Here is a 16,959-nt window from a genome sequence, read left to right as displayed (position 1 = left end):
GGAGGAAGCCACGATGGGAAACAGGTTGAAGGGAATATTACTCGCCGCCGCGACGTTCGGCGCCTCGCTGAATTTCGCCCATGCGCAGGATCAGAGCAGCGATGGTGGCGAGCCAGTAAAGGTTGGGCTCATCTTTCCGTTGAGCGGCGGTGCCGGCCCACAGGGTCAGCACGTGAACTGGGCAATTGAGGCTATGGCAGATATCATCAACGAAGAAGGCGGGGTCATGGGACGCCAGATCGAACTGGTCAGCCGTGATGACGAAAGTACGCCGGCGGTCGGTGTCTCGCGTGCCAACGAATTGATTTCCGAAGGTGTCGAGGTCATCATCGAGGGCTGGAACAGCCCGGTGACGCTGGCGATGCAGCCGGTCATCAGCCGTGCCGGCATTCTCGACCTCACGGCCATTTCAAAGGCCGACCCGATCCTTTCCGGCGAAGGCAACTCGCTACCGGTGCGGTTCAACAGCTCCAATGCGCAGGATGGCGAAGTGGTCGCACGTTACATCGCCGACAACGAATTCACGCGTGTCGCGTTCCTGACCGAGAACGACGCCTACGGCAATGGTGCCCAGGAATCGATTGAGGGTGCGCTGCAAGCGATGGGCCACGAATATGAAAAAGTCGCTGAAGAAAAGTTCCCGTTCGAGCAGGCTGATTTCCGCGTACAACTGTCCAACGTCCGGTCAGCCAATCCTGACGTGACGGTCGCGATCAACGCGAATGAGGGGCTCGGCATGCCGGCGCTTATCCGGCAGGCGAAGCGTTCGCGACTTCCAGGCGAACTGGTCGCCGCGGTCGGGACGGTTGCACCAAGCGTGATCGAGGTGGCCGGCCCCGGCGCGGACGGCCTCATCGGAGCCGACATCTATTTCCCGAATGTAGAACCCTTCGCATCGAACGAGATGAACCAGCGCTTCGTGGCGAAGACCGAGGAAATGCATGATTACACGCCGGACAAGTTCATGGCATTGGGCGCCGCTGCGCTTCAGGTCTGGGCGATGGCTGTTGAAGAGGTCGGTTCGTTCGAAAAGGACGCAGTTGCCGAACGCATCCGAGGCGGCAGATTTAATGGCACCATTTTTGGTGACGTCGCCTTTGAGGACAGTGGCCAGCTCATCTCCAACCATTATCTGTTCGATGTGGCCGACGGCGAGATCGTTGTCCGCGACGGCCAGAACTGAGTACGACAGGAGCCAGCGCGGTGTCTACCAAACATCAGGGCAAATCGCTCAAGGTCGAGGAGCTGGGAGTGTCCTTCGGGGCTCTTCGCGCCCTCGATGGTGTAACATTCGAGGTCGCGCCCGGAGAGATCCTCGGTATAATCGGGCCGAACGGCGCCGGAAAAAGCACCTGCTACAACGCAATCACTAACATGGTGACGCGGGAGGGACGCGTTCAAATCGGCGAAGAGGACGTCACGGACGTGCCCCCCTACCGTCTTCCGTCATACGGGCTGAGGCGGGCCTTTCAGCAGAACGCCTTCTTTGCCGAAATGAGCGTGCTGGAGAACATGGTGGCTGTAAGCCAGCATGAACACGGCTCGTCATTGGCGCGGACGATCTTTCGGCCGATAGCCTCTCATGCAGGGGCCAAGCGCGCCCGGCAAGAAGCGCGGGATGCACTGAACCAGATGCAAATTCCCGAACGTTTCCACGACGCCCGGCCCGGCGAGGTCCCGTACGGCACCCAACGGTCCCTCTCAATCGCGCTCGCAAATGCAACGGGGGCCGACATCCTCCTCCTTGATGAGCCTGCGGCGGGCCTGGGAGGCGAGGACATGAAGAGGCTGGTCGCCTTGCTCCGTCGTCTTCAGTCACAGGGCATGACCCTCGTTATCATTGAGCATCACATGGATTTGATCATGAGCGTCACCGACAGAATTGTCGTGCTTGATCAAGGCAGAATGATTGCCAGCGGGACCCCGGCGGAGATCCGCAAGTCTCCGGCGGTTCTCGAAGCCTATCTGGGGCGCGCGGCATGAGCATCAGCGATCCCATCCTGACCATCACGGACCTCACGGCCGATTATGGCGGCAACCGGGCTTTGGTGATCGGCAAGCTGACAGTTCGCCGCGGCGAACTGCTCGGTGTTGTCGGGCCCAATGGCGCTGGCAAGTCCACGCTGGTCGGCGCCATCCTCGGCTGGTCACGCGGCGATCCCAAAGTTTCGGGCCGGGTCGAGCTCGACGGTGAGGACGTCAGCCAGATGTCCACCGCGCAGCGCGTCCGCCGCGGTCTTCTTCTGATCCCCGAGAGCACATTAATCTTCAGCCAGATGAGCGTCGCCGACAATCTGGCTCATGCAGCGACCAATCCTGGGGCCGGGCGTGACATTTATTCCCTGGATGACATTTACGATCTCTTTCCGAACCTCGCCAAGCGTCGCCATCACCTTGGAAGCCAGCTTTCGGGCGGGGAGCGTCAGATGCTCGGCATTGCTCGTGCGCTTCGCCTCGCCCCGCGTGTTCTCTGTCTTGACGAGCCGTCGATCGGCCTCGCACCGAAACTCGTGTCGAGCGTATTGAGCACGATCCACGATCTTGCCAACGACGGTCTGACTGTGCTGCTGATCGAGCAAAATGTAGAAGCAGCGCTGAAGGTCGTCGACCGGCTGATGCTGCTGGAACGTGGTCGGATCGTGACGTCTGGCACAGCAGACGAGATGCGCGAAGACAAGCGCATTGCAGAAGCCTATCTGGGAGCCGCTGCATGAACTTTCTCCAGCAGGTCATTAACGGGATTGTGCTCGGTCATGCCTATGCTCTGATCGCCATCGGGTGGACCGTGCTCCTCGGTGTGGCGCGGCTTGTTAACTTCGCTCACGGTCAGATCTACATGGTCGCAGCCTTCGTCACCTGGTTTGCCATGGACTCTTGGGGCCTGCCTTACCTCATGGCCATACCGCTCGCCATGATGGCTGGAATTGCGATAGGATTCGTGATGCAACGGACTATGCTGGGCCTCACGATCCGCCAGGACCTCGTTTCGGTTATGATCGTCACGCTTGGCTTCGGATACGTGCTTGAGGGCGGGGCTGCCCTGACCTTCGGATCGACCGGTCAGATCCTCGACACGCCACTTTCGCTGCGTGACATTTATATCGGCAATATCTGGATCACATGGCAGGACATTGCGCTCGTGATCGTCGCGATCCTCGTGTTCATTGGTCTAAAGCTGACACTCGATCGTAGCCATCTCGGCCGACTGGTTCGTATGGTTGCTGAGGATCCCAAATTGGCGCAACTCGCCGGCATCGACATCAGCAAGGTCTATCTCGGGGTTTTCGCCTTTGAGGGCGCCGCAGTCGCTCTCGCCGCGGCGCTGGTGGCGCCGCGGACACCAATTCTCACCTCCATGGGATTTGATGAGGTCATTATCACTTTCGTTGTCGTTGTTCTTGGGGGGATCGGCTCGGTGACAGGCAGCTATCTTGCCGGTCTAAGTATCGGTCTTTTTACCGCATTCTTCGGTGCATATGTCTCGTCGGCCTATGTTACGGCTGCGGTCTTCCTTGTCCTCATCGCGTTTCTCGTAGTGCGACCAGGCGGGCTCGCCGCATCTGCAGGAGGTCGCTAGGATGTCAGGCGTCGCTCAAGCTGGCATGTGGATCATTCTTGGCATTGGCGGATTCTTCCTGCCGATGGCCCTCGGCGGCAGCAGCGCGGTCTATTCTGCTCTCGTCGTCATCGCGATCTTCGCGGTCATGGCCTACGGGCTTGACATCATCGTTTCCGACCTTGGTGAGGTCAGCCTCGCCCATACGGTTTTCTTCGCGATCGGCGCTTACACCACGGCGATGACCACCAGCCGCTTAGGCGCCAATCCACTTGTCTCGCTTGCCGCGACGATCGTCCTGACGCTTGTCGTGGCCGGCGCAATCGCGCTGGCGACCTTGAGACTTCGGCAATTTGTATTCTCGCTCGTGACCTACGCCGTGACAGTCGTCGCAATGACCATCGCCTCTAACTGGACCTTCATCGGTGGTTCGGACGGAATCAGCGGCATACCGGTCTTTTCGCTGCCAGGCTTCACTGCCCGGAATGACCGCGACCTCTGGCCTGTGGCTTGGATGCTGCTGCTCGTCGCGCTGTGGTTCGTATCGAGCTTCAGGCGCTCGCGCCTCGGCCACGCTGCCATGACGGTGCATCTCAACCCCGCACTCGCCACGATGAGCGGCATCAATCCTGCAGCGGTCAGGATGCAGGTCTTCCTGTTCTCTGCGCCGATCACGGCCTCCGCAGGATGGCTCTACGCTTACCAGCGCGCCTATATAAGCGCCGACGTTCTTGCGATCTACTTTCTGATCCTGATCCTGACGGCGGTGGTGCTGATCGGCAGGCGTGTGTTGCTTGCACCACTCGCGGGGGTCGCTCTCATCATCCTGCAGGAACGCTTCCTGTCCTACGGCGCCTATGTGGATCGCATTATACTCGGCACGGTTCTCATTCTGGTTCTGTCCTTCCTGCCGGGCGGTCTGCTCGGCCTGTTCCGGAGCGGTTTCAGGGTGCTGAAGCCAAACAGTGCGAAACAGGTTCAGGCCATTGCCGATAGCAAAAATACGAGGAGCACGTGATGGGTGTCATTTGGGAACCGAAACTAGACGAGGATGCGCGCGCGTGGTTGGACAAGGCTGCTCGCCTGACGGACGAGAAGTTCGCGCCGCTGGCCGACAAACTCGACCGCGAACAACGCTATCCCTGGGAAAACGTCGAGGCGCTGGTCGATAGCGGTCTCGCCGGGCTTTTCATTCCTGAGGCCTATGGCGGAAGGGGTGCGCCCCTTCGAACGACCGTTGCGGTCGTCGAGCGGATCGGGCGAGGCTGCGCGTCGACGGCTGCGATCCTCTGCGCCTGCCAGCTCGGCGCCTTTCCGGTCCTTCTGGGCGGCACAGAAGCGCAGAAAAAACTTTATCTTGGCGCTATGGCAGAGGGAACGGCAACCTCGTTTGCCCTTTCCGAACGCTCCACCGGTTCGGATGCAGCGGCCATCACCGCGACAGCCTTACGCGAGAATGGAGGCTGGCGGATCCGGGGTGAAAAGTACTGGATCGGAAATGGCGGAGCGTCGCGCTATTACGTGGTTTTCGCCAAAACCGATCCGGCCGCCGGGGGACGCGGCATTACCGCCTTCATGGTCGACAAGGAAGCAGATGGTGTCGAGATCGATGAGTTGAACGACAAGATGGGCATTCGTGGAACCCAGACTTCGAACCTGAAGCTCGATACCTGGGTCAGTGCCGAAGCACAGGTTGGCGAAGAGGGGCGGGCCTTGCGTCTCGCCCTGCAGACGCTGACCGTCGGCCGCATCATGGTTTCGGCGCAGTCGACCGGCCTTGCGCTGGGCGCCTACGACACCGCGTCGGCGCGTGCCGCCGACCGTGAGGCATTCGGTAAGAAGATCATCGAAAACCAGGGGATCGGCTTTGCCCTTGCGGACATGGCGACAGAAGTCTCAGCAGCCCGGATGATGCTTTACGAGGCTGCGAGAGCCTATGATGCCGGCGAAGACGTATCCTCGCTTGGAGCGATGTCTAAACTCTACACATCGGAAGTTTCGCACCGCGCCGCCGACACGGCAGTTCAGATCTGGGGCGGTTTCGGCTATTGCAAGCCGAATGTCGCCGAACGACTCTACCGCGACCAGCGAATCCTGCAGATCTACGAGGGCACATCGGAGATCCAGCGGCTGGTTCTGGCGCGGTCGATTCACAAAGATGCTTCGGCGGCAAAATGAGGTTACTCGAGCGTCGAAAGCACCAGCCTGATGAGCAAGAACGCAGACCAACAATCCGATTCCACAATGGAGCGCGATCCGCGCCGCCAGATCATTTCTGTCGCGGCAGAACTTTTCATGGATTTCGGATATTCAGCGACATCTATCGACGCGATCGCAGAGCGGATCGGCGCAACAAAAGGAATGGTCTACTACCACTATCGCAGCAAGTCGCAGATCTTCTTCGATATCCAGCGGTTGGCCATGGAGCGATTGTCCATGATGGTGGAGCCGGTCGCACGAAGCGACCTCCCGACCGAAGACAAGCTGCGTGCAATGGCGCATGCGCATGTGAAACTTCTTCTGACGGAAACACCCATCCACAAAGTAGCAGTACAGGGGCTCGAGCGTTATCTGTTCGAGCAGAAGGGGTTTCGGCACACGAAGGTGCTTGCCGAAATCAACCGCTCGCGCGACAACTACGAAGAAATGTTTGCCGAAGTAATTGCCCAGGGCGCACGCGAGCGTATCTTCAAGGACCTGTCCCCGCGCCTTCTGACCAAACCGTTCTTCGGCGCGATGAACTGGGTCACCGTCTGGTATCGGCCGCGCAGGCTTCAGACCGATGCCGATACGGTCGCGCTTCAAGAAATACTGGTCGACTTTGCGATGAGCGGGTTGCGAAATGACGGGAGACCCATTGATGCACGCTTCGCCCAAGGAACCCTATAGCGACACCATCTGGGACGAGGTCGAGACCTGGTCGCGGGACCGCATCGAAGCTTTCCAGCTTGATCAGTTGAAGACGCAACTTGTTCGTGTCGGCGAGAAAAGCGCGCATTATGCCAAGCTGTTCAAGGAGACCGGTTTCGATCCGCATGCGTTTTCGGATTTTGCGGATCTCTTGAAGTTACCTCTGACGAAGAAAAAGGACTACGTGGCCGGGCTTGCTGCGGATCCGCCCTTCGGCACGTTTAGAGCTGTGGAAATGGCTGACGCGGCTCGTGTCCACTATTCCTCCGGCACCACCTCGCGTCCGGCACCGGTACTCTGGAGCCATTCCGACATCGGGCGCTGGTCCGACCTGTATGCGCGCTATCTTTACGCACAGGGCCTTCGCAAGGACGATGTTTTTCACTGCATGTTCGGCTACTCTTGGTTTGTCGGCGGTCTCGGAGCATCGCTCGCTGCCCAGCATCTCGGCGCACTCGTAATCCCCGGAGGGTCCGTCGATACCGAGAGGCAGATCGACACGATCTTGGAATACAAGCCGCGCTGTGTGATCGGTACCCCGTCCTTCATGGCGCATATTGCCGAAAATGCGGCGAAGCGGGGCGTTGACCTGCGCAAATCGAGTGTCGAGATGGTGTGTGTCGGTGGTGAGCCGGGCGGTTCGATTCCGGGCACGCGCGAACGCATCGAGCGCCAGTGGGGTGCGAAGATGTTCGACTGCTACGGCGCTCTTGAGTGCCAGCCGATTGGCTGGGACACCGCTCGGCAGGATGGCCCGGTTATAGCAGAAGATTTCATCTATACCGAGGTTCTGGATCCGGAAACCGACGAACCTGTGCCCGATGGTGAGGCGGGCGTGCTTGTCCTCACCCATCTGGACAAGCAGGCATGCCCCCTCGTGCGGTGGTGGACAGGGGATATCGTGGTCCGTGACCGGTCTGTCGCGCTCGATGGGCGGACCCACGCCCGACTTGTCGGCGGTGTTCAGGGACGCGGCGACGACATGCTTATCGTGCGCGGCGTGAACCTCTTCCCGTCCGCAGTCGAGGACGTCGTCCGCGCCCATGAGGGCACGACAAACGAATACGCTATATTTGTCGACGACGGCATGAAGGATCCCGAGACGGGCTTTTTGAAGCGCATTCTGCTGCGGGTCGAACGGGAGGCTGGAAGCGATGACGGTCTGGAAGCGAGCCTGCAGCAGAAGCTCCGCGACAAGCTGAACGTCCGTTTCGATATCGAGATCCTCGAACCGGGAACCCTTCCGCGAACCGTCCACAAGGCCAAGCGCCTGATCCGGGAGTGATCAAATGGCAACGCCGACACCCCTTGCGGGCCGGACGGTCGTCGAGTTCTCGCAGTTCATTGCCGGTCCGACCGCGGGCCAGCTTCTTGCCGACTTCGGCGCGAGCGTCGTCAAGATCGAGCCCGCGAATGGTGATGGATCCCGTGCCCTTCCCGGAAGCGAACACGGCTCGGCCTATTTTCGCTGTTTTAATACCGGCAAGGAAAGCCGAATTCTTGATACGCGCCGCGACGACGATGCATCGGTGCTTGCAGATCTGCTTTCCCGCGCGGATGCGATGATCTGCAATCTCGCGCCAAGGGGCCTCCGGCGACTTAATCTCGGCCCGGACAGGATCCTCGACCGATTTCCGCAGATCGTGGCCACCTACGTGTCGGGCTATGGGCAGGACGATGACCGGACATGCATGGATACGATCGCACAGTGCGAGAGTGGTTTTGCATGGATGAACGGAAACGTCGATGGCACACCGCGCGTCTCCACCTCATGGCCGGTGGACTTTTACAGCGGGCACTATGCGGCCATGTCAACGGCTATGGCCGTGCTTGATGCCAAGAGGGCTGGCGGCATCGTGATTGACCTCACGATGATGGAGGTCGCCTCGGCCATGCTGCTGGGACCGGCTGCCATCCTTCTATCTGAAGGCGGAACGCTCGGCGCGCCGTCCGGCAACCGAGATCGGGCCTCCTCGCCCTCCGGGATCTACGAATGTGCCGACGGGCACGTCTATATCTACGGCGGCCTCGATCCGTACTGGCAGTCGCTTCGCAACGAGACAGGCGGTCCTCATGCCAGCTTTTCCGAGCGGATGGCGCGCGCAGAGGAGTTCGATGCAAACGTCGAGGCCTGGACCCGTCCGCAACAAGCCGATGACGTTTTGTCGACACTCGCCCGGCTCAGAATTCCCGCCGGTAAGGTCCGCCATCCTGGCGAAGCTCTGGACGTCATCCGGACACTTCGGCCGGACGCCGGCGTGACCATCCGCGATAATGGCGAGGCCGTACCGGCCTTCCCGGCCCTTTTCAACGGGAAGCGCATCGACAGACAGCCGGCGCCGCCTCTTGGACAACCGACATCGAATGGAGGAGTCAGCCATGAGCGCTGAAGTCACTGTACTGAAGGACGGCCTGATGTCCGGAATGGGAGCCGTTGTCAGCGGCGCGGGAACGGGCATCGGTCGCGCGATCGCCCTACGCCTGTGCCAACTTGGCATGGACGTCACCGGCATCGGCCGGCGCGAGGATCCGTTGAAGGACGTCGAGAAAACGGCCAGCAGTATGCCCGGTTCGTTCCGATGGAAGAGCGTCAATGTGCGCGAGAGCGAGAAGCTTGTGGCCAAGATCGCGGAGGCTGGCGAGGCGCACGGGATCGACCTGCTTGTGAACAATGCCGGCGGACAATTCTTCGCTCCGGCGACGAACATCAGCAAGGGAGGCTGGGAGGCGGTCATCGACCTGAACCTGACCGCTGTGTTTGCGGCGACGAAGGCCGCATACCCGTTCCTCAAAGAACGGCAAGGTGCCGTCGTGAATATGAGCCTTTCCGGTGTTGAGCGCGGTTCCATGGGTCTGGCCCATTCCGTCGCAGCACGAGCCGGTGTACTGGGCATGACACGTTCGCTGGCGCTGGAATGGGCCGGGGATGGCATCCGGCTCAACTGCATCGGACCTGGCACCGTCGTTACCGCAGGTCTGTCGGATGAGGCTGCTCGCGAAATGCTCGATACGCTGCTGGAGGCGACACCGATGCATATGGACACGAAAGTTGAGGAGGTGGCCGAACTTACCGCGTTTCTCGCAAGCCCTGCCGGTCGAATGATGACCGGTCAGTTGATCCAGATCGACGGAGGGGCACATATCGGTGCCGGGCTTCACATGATTGAGGCTGACTGATGGGCGCCGCGCCGCTAACGGGCATCACAGTACTCGATCTAAGTCGCGTCCTTGCCGGCCCCATCTGCACCCAGACCCTCGCCGACCTCGGCGCAGAGGTCTGGAAAATCGAGCAGCCGGGCAAGGGCGACGATACTCGCGGCTGGATGCCGCCCGATATCGACGGAGAATCGACCTACTATCTCGCCTGCAACCGCAGCAAAAAATCTGTTGCGCTCGATCTCAAAAATCCAGAAGATCTTGCCGCCTTACATGAACTGGCCGGGCGGGCAGACGTGCTGGTTGAGAACTTTCGGCTTGGTGCCCTGAACTCTTATGGTCTCAACCCGGACAGCCTGTGGGAAACGAATCCCGGCCTGATCTACTGTTCGATTTCCGGTTACGGCCGTACCGGGCCGCGTGCCCGCGAGGGCGGCTACGATTTCACCATCCAGGCCGAGAGCGGCCTCATGGCGATCACGGGCGGGCCAGATGGCTGCCCCATGAAGCTGGGCGTTGCGATTACCGACATCGTGACGGGAATGAACGGGGTCCAGGCCATCCTTGCGGCTCTATTCGCCCGTGAAAGGACAGGACGCGGCCAGCATATTGACCTTTCCCTTTTTGAAAGCGCTGTCGCACTTCTCGCCAATGTGGCGACCGGCCACCTCAATACCGGGCGCGATCCGGGCCGGTTCGGCAACGCCCACGCCACGGTCGTGCCATACCAGCTTTTCGACACAGCCGACGGGACCGTCGCGCTCGCCTGCGGCAATGACGGGCAGTTCCGCAGGCTTTGCGAGGACGTATTCGGCCGCCCCGACCTCGCTGCAGATCCCCGCTATCTGCTTAACCGCGACAGGGTCGACAATCGCGAAACGCTCATCCCCGAACTGCAGCGGCTGTTTGCAACCCGTCCAACCAATGAATGGCTCGCCGAGCTTGATGCTAAGGGCGTGCCTGCCGGTAAGGTGCGATCTGTCGCGGAAGTGTTTACCTCGCCCGAAGTCCAGATACGCGGCCTGGTGCAGGAGGTTCCGGACGAGAGGCACGGCACTGTCCGGCTCGTCAGGTCACCGTTGCGCTTCTCGGACACCGAGGTAATGACCCCAACCGCCCCGCCTCGCCTTGGCGAGCACACTGAAGAGATTCTCGCAACTGTGAGGCCGAGGAAGAGCCACTAGCAACTGCATCTGTCAGACGGCCTGAGAAGCCCATGATTTTTGGGTTTTGCACAGCGCGTTTGCCATTGTGACGAGCTTGCGAGCTACGTTGGTGATGATCACCTTTTGCGGTTTTCCAGCCTGTCGCAGGCGATCTGCGAAGGTTTTCAGCACAGGGTTATGATGGGCGGCGACAAGCGCGGCTTGGAGCATCACGTGTCGCAGCAAGCGACGCCCACCCCCGATGGCCCGTTTTCCTCGCAACATGCCGCTGTCATGTGCGATAGGGGCGAGGCCCGTTAGAGCGGTGGCTTGTTCGCCGGTGATCTGACCAAGTTCCGGCATCTCGGCGATCAGCATCGTGCTTGCGTGCAGGCTCTCATGACTTTCGGCACCCGATTGCATCAAATTTCTGCAGCCGATGTCGTAGTAATGCAGCACCCAGCTGCATCGAACTGGGCACCGAAGGCAGCACCTATAGATTGTCGAAATTGGCGTCCCGGCGGCGCAGTGACTCACCTCGTAGCTTGATTTGATGTCGATCTCGCGACAGACGGTCGAGAACAGCATCAGCTATCACCGGATTGTCGATGAGCGAATGCCAATCGTTGAAGGGACGCTGTCCGACCATGATGGTGGACAGTGTCCCCGCGCGGTCCTCGATGATATCGAAGAGTATCGATTTCTCGCCCTCACTCATCGCGACCTTCCCGAAATCGTCTATCATCATCAGCTTAAATTTTGCCAATTTCTCGCGCTCCCGCAGATAAACACCGTCCGCAAGCGTCATCGAAAGGCTGTAAAGCAGGTCGGACATCTTGAAGTAGCGGGATTTGTGCCCGGCCCGGATCGCGGCCGTCGCGATACAGGCGGCTATCCAGCTTTTCCCAGCGCCGGTCTGGCCGCTGATCAGGATATTCCAAGCGTATGAAATCAAGTCACATTTCAAGAGATCGCGCATGATGGCTGGGTTCAAACCGCGCGCTCCGTGCTGATCAACTCCTCAGGTGCAGCCTTGACCGGCAATTTTGCCTCGTTCAACATTCGGGTCAGTCGGCTCGACGCACGACGCTGTTTCTCGGCGATGAGTAGGGATGCGACCCGCTCAACGAAGGCCATATCGGCGTATTGCATATCACCGGCTTGGCGATCCAGCGTGTCGGCAAAGCCTGACAGCGAAAGCTCGCGCGCCAATGCCACGACGTGTTCATGCTGCATCTTCATCGTCCTCGCTATAATAGCCTGCACCACGGATGTTGCCGGAGGGTGAACATGATGATTTGGGGTCATGACGCTTTGGCCTGATCGGACCGCGCGCGAGGATATGCCGCAATGTGTCCGCGTCGATCTGATTGCGCCGGATGGCCTCGGCACGCCTCGCGCTTTCAGCCGTTCTGTCGTGACCAGGCCGCGCTCCAGCATGGCATTGCGCACGGTGTTCGAGATCGCGTTCGAGGGCAGGTAGCCATCGCCGTTTACCATCCCGGCGTAGAAGCTTGCGATCTCGTCCATGCTGGCGCGTGGTGCGTCTGTGCAGCCCAAAGCCGGTTGCTGCGGTCGAGTGACGGAATGGAAGTCACGAGAAATCAAACAGTTACCGCTTAAGGCGCTGAAATCGTTCAGTTTCGTGATTTCCCCTTTGATCGGCTCATAACCTGAAGGTCGTAGGTTCAAATCCTACCCCCGCAACCAAAATCACACCTAAGATATCCGATAGACAAGCCGATGGCGCTTTCATGCCACCGGCCAGTCGCACGTCTATATCAACGCGATATCTGCGTCCGATAGAATAGGTGCCGCTGATCCTCCCCCAGCGAAGTGCTCCGCCGGTATGTTTTGCAAACGGAGGATCGAGAATTGCATACAAGTAACCGAAGGCGGAAGCGATTGTCTCGAAGTTGCGGCAGGTTGAGGTGCCGATGGGGCAAGGTTTGTCCGGTCTGGACGCGGTCAGGTGTGTCGGCGTTGTCGAACGGACGTATTATCGCTGGCGCAAGCAATATTGCGGAATGGGCGTAGACCATCCGTTCCGACAACGGCCCAGAGCTCATCGCCCGAGCCGTTCGGAACCGGATCAGCGCCGTCGGTGCGAAAACGGCTTACATCGAGCCCGGATCACCTTGGGAGATTGGTTTCGCGTGCTCACTCGGACCAGTGGCGTTCGCACGCTCAATGCGAAGGCTTCAACGCCCGTTTTCGCGCTGAATTGCTGAAAGTTGAAGTCTTCCACAGCCTCCGTGAGGCACAGATCCTGATCGGGCAGTGGGGAGAAAGCACTTCAGGACGAAGCGACCACAAAACGCTTTGGGCTATCGCCCCCGACCCCGGAAATCATTGTCGCGAGGGACCAAGGGCCGGTCATGAATTAACTTCTAACCTGGACCACCCAGGTGGGCTGATCAGGAAAAATACTTGAGCGGGATGCGCAGCTCATAGTCATGGCCTCGACGCGCCCCGGACGACGAGCGCTCGGGAGTCCCGCCGCGCTTCGCAGCGCCGCGTCACGCCAATCTGCTGCCCAGAAGGTCGCCTTCCCGTTCGACGACTGGATAGGCGATGAGCGTAAAGTCGGTGTTGATCTGCTTCAGCGCGCGGATCACCTCCTGATGCTGATTGGTGGTTTGCAGCGCCGCGGGGTTGTTGTTCCGCAGGCGGGCGAGATGGGCGTTTTGCAGCTCTTTCTCGATGATGCGCGTCCGGTCCTTTTCCTCGATCAGTTGCCGGGCCGTTTCGACATCCTCCGTCAGCAAGACATTCAGCGCCAGCCTTGCATTGGATAGCACCCGGTCGTGGAAATCCCTCAGATCGCTGGATCCGTGGTCGGAAAAAACCAGTCCCTGGGCATGCATCTTGCGCGCCTGTTCCAGCAGGTTGACGGCGATCTGGTCCCCGGCGTCTTCGAGATGGTTGGCCAGCGTGGCAATCGACATGCTGCGGCCAAGTTGCTCGGGTGTCAGACGTGTTTCGTTCAGCCGTGCGAGATATATCTTGATCTCGTAATGCATCCTGTCCACGCGGCGCTCGCTCGCGGCAATCCGGTCGGCGGTCGCGGAGTCCCAACTTGCAAAAAGGCTCATGACCGGGCGCAGCATCAGATGCGTTTCCTCGGCCATCCGCAACAGCTCGCGCTGCGCATTGATGATTGCCTGAGAAGGCGCTTCGAGCATGGCTTCGTCAAGCGCGCTTTCCTCTGGATCGGTGTCCGGGCCGTCGGCAGGCAGGACCGCGCTCGCAAGGCGGACAATGACGGGAATGAACGGCAATGCCAGAAGCGCGACCGCACAATTGAATGCAAGATGAAGATTGATGGCTTGTCGCGCTGGGCTGCTGCCGAGCTGGTCCAGCAATGCCGGAGCGCTGAACAGCGCGCCCAATACCACGAGGGCACCGCCGCCCCGGAGGGCAAGGTTGGACAGCATGATCTGCCTCGGACCGCGCTCGGCCTGCCAGGTCAGGACCACCGGGATCAACGCGCCCCCGAAATTCGCGCCGAGCACCATGGTTGCCGCGGCCTGCGCGGGCAGAAGCCCCTGCATGGCGAAGGTGACGAACATGAGCACCGCCGCGATTGACGAGTGCATGGCATAGGTGATGATGGCCGCCAGAAGAAAACCCGAGGCCGGGTCGCTGGTCAGCGGCACCAGGATGGTCTGCACGATCTCGCTGTCCTGCAATGGCTGCGCCGCCGCGCGGATCATGGACAATGAAATCAGAACCAGCGCCAGCCCGATCAGGATGCGGCCCGCCTGCTTGGGCTGGCGGCCGGTCGAGCGCAGGAACAGCGCCACGCCCAGAATCAGCAGCACAGGGGTGACGACGTGAATAGGCAGCAGCAGAATCTGTGCGGCGATGGCCGAGCCCAGATCGGCCCCCAATATGAGCGCCACCCCGGCAGAGATCGCCAGCGTGCCAGTCTCGGCGAAGCCCGCAGTCAACATTGCGACGGCGGTCGAGCTTTGCAACAAAATGGCCGAGACGATACCAGCGCAGACGGCGCTCACCCGCGATCCGGTCGCATGTCGCAGCAACCGACGCAGCGGCGTCATGAAAGCACGCTCGATCCCGGTGCGGATCATCCTGACCGACCACAGCAGCAGCGCGACGGCCCCGGCCAGGTTGATGATGAAAACGATCATGTATGCGAAACTCGAATAGGAAGGATATTGGCTTTTCAACAAAGAATCGCCGCGATAATGTGGTTTGTCCAACATTTTTTCTTGCATTCACGGTCAAGCTCCAACAATCTTTCCCTATCTGATAGGCCAGTGAAGGAACTTAACGGTTCGATGCAGCTCGAGGAGTTTCAGGTCCAGCCCGCAACCCGTCTGCGAAAGGCAGAACGGCGCAAGCAGATCCTGCTCGAACTGCGGCTGCGCCAGCATCTGCGTATCTCGGACCTGGCCGAACGTTTCGGCGTTTCGACGGAAACGGTCCGCCGCGATCTTGACGACCTGGCCGGCGAGGGTCTGATCGATCGTGCACATGGCGGCGCTTCTCAGCCTGTGCCGGGCACCTATCCGTCGCTGGATGAGCGTCAGCGCAAGAGCCTTGAGGAACGCGAAAGGATCGGACGGCTTGCGGCCTCGATGGTGCGGGCGGGCGAGACGCTGATGATCGATTCCGGCTCGACCACAATGCAGATGGCGCGGTTTCTGGCCTTTGCAAACACGGCCTGCCGGGTCATCACCAATTCGCTGCCCATCGCCATCACCATGGGGAACAGCGAGGCGGCGCATGTGATGCTGTGTCCCGGCGAATATCTGCCCCGCGAATCCGCAGTGGTCGGGGATGAGACGCTGGAATTCCTGCGCCGCTATCAGGTTGACCGGACGGTGATCGGTGCAACTGCCCTGGCCGAGGATGGTATCTTTGAATCGGTCAGCGGCTTCGCAGCGGTCAAGCAGACGATGCTGGCGCAGGCCGGGCATTCTGTCCTGCTGATCCACGGCGGAAAATTCGGTGCCTCGGGTTTTCGCAAAGCGGCCGAGCTGAAGGAACTGAGCACCGTAGTCGTCGATCGGGCAATGCCGCCGGCATTGGCGCGGGCGATGAAAACCGCACAGGTCGAGGTTCGGGTGGCCAGATGACGACAGTAACGTTCACCCGGAGAGGGTTTACAACAAGGAGGAGGAAGACATGAACAATGTGACATTCGCTGCGACGGCTGTTATCGGCGCGCTTCTGGCGCTTGGGACCGCCGCGCAGGCGCAGGAATGCGAGCGTGGCGATCTCGATGCGCGTTTCTGCGATACGGATGGCGACCTGATCGCGGACATCCCGACGGACGAAGCGCAATTGCAGGACCCCGACACGCTGATTTTCGCCTATACGCCGGTCGAGGATCCGGCGGTTTATGAAACCGCCTGGGCGGATTTCCTGGCGCATCTGGAAAGCGAAACCGGCAAGAGCGTCCAGTTCTTCCCTGTGCAATCCAACGCCGCCCAGATCGAGGCGATGCGGTCCGGCCGCCTTCATATTGCCGGCTTCAATACCGGGTCGAACCCGCTTGCGGTCAACTGTGCAGGCTTCAGGCCGTTCACAATCATGGCCGCGCCCGATGGCAGCTTTGGCTATGAGATGGAGATCATCACCTATCCCGATTCGGGTATTACCGAGATTGAGGATCTGAAGGGCAAGGAAGTCGCCTTTACCGCGCCGACCTCGAATTCCGGCTTCAAGGCCCCCTCGGCGATCCTGAAGGCGGATTACGGGATGGAAGCAGAGACGGACTTCACCCCGGTCTTCTCGGGCAAACACGACAATTCGGTTCTGGGTGTTGCGAACAAGGACTATCCCGCCGCGGCCATCGCCAATTCCGTGATGACCCGCATGATCGAACGCGATGTGGTCAGCGCGGATCAGATCGTTTCGATCTACAAATCCGAGACCTTCCCGACCACCGGCTATGGCGTTGTCAATAACCTCACGCCCGAACTGCAGGAAAGCATTCGCAACGCGTTCTTCAACTTCGACTGGGAAGGCACCTCGCTGCAGGAAGAGTTCGAAAAGAACGGCGAGGGCCAGTTCATCGAGATCAACTACAAGGATTACTGGGACGTGATCCGCAAGATCGATGAAGCCAACGGCGTCAGCTACGCCTGCCAGTGATCCGGGTTGAATGATCCGGCAAACCGATCGGCGCGGCCCGTCGCGGCCGCGCCACAAGAAGTACTG

17 protein-coding genes and 1 pseudogene are annotated in these 16,959 nt (G+C 60.1%); 14 read left to right on the top strand and 4 right to left on the bottom strand.

Annotation, left to right across the window (positions count from 1 at the left end):
- The first annotated feature begins 13 nt into the window (after window positions 1-13).
- From PAF18_RS12055 to PAF18_RS12005, 11 genes are read left to right on the top strand one after another with little or no spacing between them, the layout of a single operon-like run.
- Window positions 14-1,183 (top strand): ABC transporter substrate-binding protein, encoded by a 1,170-nt coding sequence (locus tag PAF18_RS12055; RefSeq protein WP_271115961.1) that lies wholly within the window; start codon window positions 14-16, stop codon window positions 1,181-1,183.
- A gap of 20 nt (window positions 1,184-1,203) precedes the next feature.
- The gene (locus PAF18_RS12050; RefSeq protein ID WP_271115960.1) at window positions 1,204-1,983 is read left to right on the top strand and encodes an ABC transporter ATP-binding protein; all 780 of its coding nucleotides are present in this window, start codon (window positions 1,204-1,206) and stop codon (window positions 1,981-1,983) included.
- A complete protein-coding gene (locus PAF18_RS12045; protein WP_271115959.1) occupies window positions 1,980-2,714 on the top strand; it encodes an ABC transporter ATP-binding protein in 735 nt (244 codons plus the stop codon). Before PAF18_RS12050 ends, PAF18_RS12045 begins: the two co-directional genes overlap by 4 nt.
- On the top strand, window positions 2,711-3,577 hold the full coding sequence (locus PAF18_RS12040; protein ID WP_271115958.1) for a branched-chain amino acid ABC transporter permease: 867 nt from the start codon (window positions 2,711-2,713) through the stop codon (window positions 3,575-3,577). The genes PAF18_RS12045 and PAF18_RS12040 overlap by 4 nt, the downstream gene beginning before the upstream one ends.
- A gap of 1 nt (window position 3,578) precedes the next feature.
- A complete protein-coding gene (locus PAF18_RS12035; protein ID WP_271115957.1) occupies window positions 3,579-4,574 on the top strand; it encodes a branched-chain amino acid ABC transporter permease in 996 nt (331 codons plus the stop codon).
- The gene (locus PAF18_RS12030) at window positions 4,574-5,734 is read left to right on the top strand and encodes an acyl-CoA dehydrogenase family protein (protein WP_271115956.1); all 1,161 of its coding nucleotides are present in this window, start codon (window positions 4,574-4,576) and stop codon (window positions 5,732-5,734) included. The genes PAF18_RS12035 and PAF18_RS12030 overlap by 1 nt, the downstream gene beginning before the upstream one ends.
- Before the next feature lie 30 nt (window positions 5,735-5,764).
- Window positions 5,765-6,445: a TetR/AcrR family transcriptional regulator gene (locus tag PAF18_RS12025; RefSeq protein WP_271115955.1), complete on the top strand. Its 681-nt coding sequence runs from the start codon at window positions 5,765-5,767 to the stop codon at window positions 6,443-6,445.
- Window positions 6,417-7,751, top strand: coding sequence for a phenylacetate--CoA ligase family protein (locus tag PAF18_RS12020; RefSeq protein WP_271115954.1), 1,335 nt, complete (start codon window positions 6,417-6,419; stop codon window positions 7,749-7,751). The genes PAF18_RS12025 and PAF18_RS12020 overlap by 29 nt, the downstream gene beginning before the upstream one ends.
- A 4-nt stretch (window positions 7,752-7,755) precedes the next feature.
- Window positions 7,756-8,856 (top strand): CaiB/BaiF CoA transferase family protein, encoded by a 1,101-nt coding sequence (locus PAF18_RS12015; RefSeq protein WP_271115953.1) that lies wholly within the window; start codon window positions 7,756-7,758, stop codon window positions 8,854-8,856.
- Window positions 8,846-9,643, top strand: a complete 798-nt coding sequence (locus PAF18_RS12010) for an SDR family NAD(P)-dependent oxidoreductase (RefSeq protein ID WP_271115952.1) — start codon at window positions 8,846-8,848, stop codon at window positions 9,641-9,643. Before PAF18_RS12015 ends, PAF18_RS12010 begins: the two co-directional genes overlap by 11 nt.
- Window positions 9,643-10,806: a CaiB/BaiF CoA transferase family protein gene (locus tag PAF18_RS12005; RefSeq protein ID WP_271115951.1), complete on the top strand. Its 1,164-nt coding sequence runs from the start codon at window positions 9,643-9,645 to the stop codon at window positions 10,804-10,806. Before PAF18_RS12010 ends, PAF18_RS12005 begins: the two co-directional genes overlap by 1 nt.
- A gap of 12 nt (window positions 10,807-10,818) precedes the next feature.
- Here the strand turns inward: PAF18_RS12005 and PAF18_RS12000 are convergent, their stop codons facing one another.
- From PAF18_RS12000 to PAF18_RS11990, 3 genes are all read right to left on the bottom strand, one after another.
- On the bottom strand, window positions 10,819-11,145 hold the full coding sequence (locus tag PAF18_RS12000; RefSeq protein ID WP_271115950.1) for a transposase: 327 nt from the start codon (window positions 11,143-11,145) through the stop codon (window positions 10,819-10,821).
- 115 nt (window positions 11,146-11,260) lie between these two features.
- Window positions 11,261-11,761, bottom strand: a complete 501-nt coding sequence (locus tag PAF18_RS11995; protein ID WP_271115949.1) for an ATP-binding protein — start codon at window positions 11,759-11,761, stop codon at window positions 11,261-11,263.
- Window positions 11,758-12,297, bottom strand: a complete 540-nt coding sequence (locus PAF18_RS11990; RefSeq protein WP_271115948.1) for a P-loop NTPase family protein — start codon at window positions 12,295-12,297, stop codon at window positions 11,758-11,760. Before PAF18_RS11990 ends, PAF18_RS11995 begins: the two co-directional genes overlap by 4 nt.
- 510 nt (window positions 12,298-12,807) lie before the next feature.
- On the opposite strand from PAF18_RS11990, the pseudogene PAF18_RS11985 reads away from it, so the two are divergent.
- Window positions 12,808-13,154, top strand: a pseudogene (locus PAF18_RS11985) (integrase core domain-containing protein); the annotation flags it as partial.
- Between the two features lie 132 nt (window positions 13,155-13,286).
- Here the strand turns inward: PAF18_RS11985 and PAF18_RS11980 are convergent.
- Window positions 13,287-14,921 carry a Na/Pi cotransporter family protein gene (locus PAF18_RS11980; protein WP_271115947.1) on the bottom strand — a complete coding sequence of 545 codons (1,635 nt, stop codon included), beginning with the start codon at window positions 14,919-14,921 and terminating at the stop codon, window positions 13,287-13,289.
- Between the two features lie 129 nt (window positions 14,922-15,050).
- Between PAF18_RS11980 and PAF18_RS11975 the strand changes: the two genes are divergently transcribed.
- Both PAF18_RS11975 and phnD read left to right on the top strand, forming a co-directional pair.
- On the top strand, window positions 15,051-15,872 hold the full coding sequence (locus PAF18_RS11975) for a DeoR/GlpR family DNA-binding transcription regulator (RefSeq protein ID WP_271115946.1): 822 nt from the start codon (window positions 15,051-15,053) through the stop codon (window positions 15,870-15,872).
- A gap of 49 nt (window positions 15,873-15,921) precedes the next feature.
- On the top strand, window positions 15,922-16,893 hold the full coding sequence (gene phnD, locus PAF18_RS11970) for a phosphate/phosphite/phosphonate ABC transporter substrate-binding protein (protein WP_271115945.1): 972 nt from the start codon (window positions 15,922-15,924) through the stop codon (window positions 16,891-16,893).
- The last annotated feature ends 66 nt before the right edge of the window (window positions 16,894-16,959 follow it).

The organism is Paracoccus sediminicola, from assembly GCF_027912835.1.
GTDB lineage: Bacteria > Pseudomonadota > Alphaproteobacteria > Rhodobacterales > Rhodobacteraceae > Paracoccus > Paracoccus sediminicola.
The sequence above is the reverse complement of the archived record's forward strand: the minus strand, read 5'-3'. Positions and strand labels throughout refer to the sequence as shown.

Coding starts and splice junctions, on each gene's coding strand:
- PAF18_RS12055 (WP_271115961.1), top strand. CDS start 14: ATGGGAAACAGGTTGAAGGGAATATTACTCGCCGCCGCGACGTTCGGC.
- PAF18_RS12045 (WP_271115959.1), top strand. CDS start 1,980: ATGAGCATCAGCGATCCCATCCTGACCATCACGGACCTCACGGCCGAT.
- PAF18_RS12040 (WP_271115958.1), top strand. CDS start 2,711: ATGAACTTTCTCCAGCAGGTCATTAACGGGATTGTGCTCGGTCATGCC.
- PAF18_RS12035 (WP_271115957.1), top strand. CDS start 3,579: ATGTCAGGCGTCGCTCAAGCTGGCATGTGGATCATTCTTGGCATTGGC.
- PAF18_RS12030 (WP_271115956.1), top strand. CDS start 4,574: ATGGGTGTCATTTGGGAACCGAAACTAGACGAGGATGCGCGCGCGTGG.
- PAF18_RS12025 (WP_271115955.1), top strand. CDS start 5,765: ATGAGCAAGAACGCAGACCAACAATCCGATTCCACAATGGAGCGCGAT.
- PAF18_RS12020 (WP_271115954.1), top strand. CDS start 6,417: ATGCACGCTTCGCCCAAGGAACCCTATAGCGACACCATCTGGGACGAG.
- PAF18_RS12015 (WP_271115953.1), top strand. CDS start 7,756: ATGGCAACGCCGACACCCCTTGCGGGCCGGACGGTCGTCGAGTTCTCG.
- PAF18_RS12010 (WP_271115952.1), top strand. CDS start 8,846: ATGAGCGCTGAAGTCACTGTACTGAAGGACGGCCTGATGTCCGGAATG.
- PAF18_RS12005 (WP_271115951.1), top strand. CDS start 9,643: ATGGGCGCCGCGCCGCTAACGGGCATCACAGTACTCGATCTAAGTCGC.
- PAF18_RS12000 (WP_271115950.1), bottom strand. CDS start 11,145: ATGCTGATCGCCGAGATGCCGGAACTTGGTCAGATCACCGGCGAACAA.
- PAF18_RS11990 (WP_271115948.1), bottom strand. CDS start 12,297: ATGGACGAGATCGCAAGCTTCTACGCCGGGATGGTAAACGGCGATGGC.
- PAF18_RS11980 (WP_271115947.1), bottom strand. CDS start 14,921: ATGATCGTTTTCATCATCAACCTGGCCGGGGCCGTCGCGCTGCTGCTG.
- phnD (WP_271115945.1), top strand. CDS start 15,922: ATGAACAATGTGACATTCGCTGCGACGGCTGTTATCGGCGCGCTTCTG.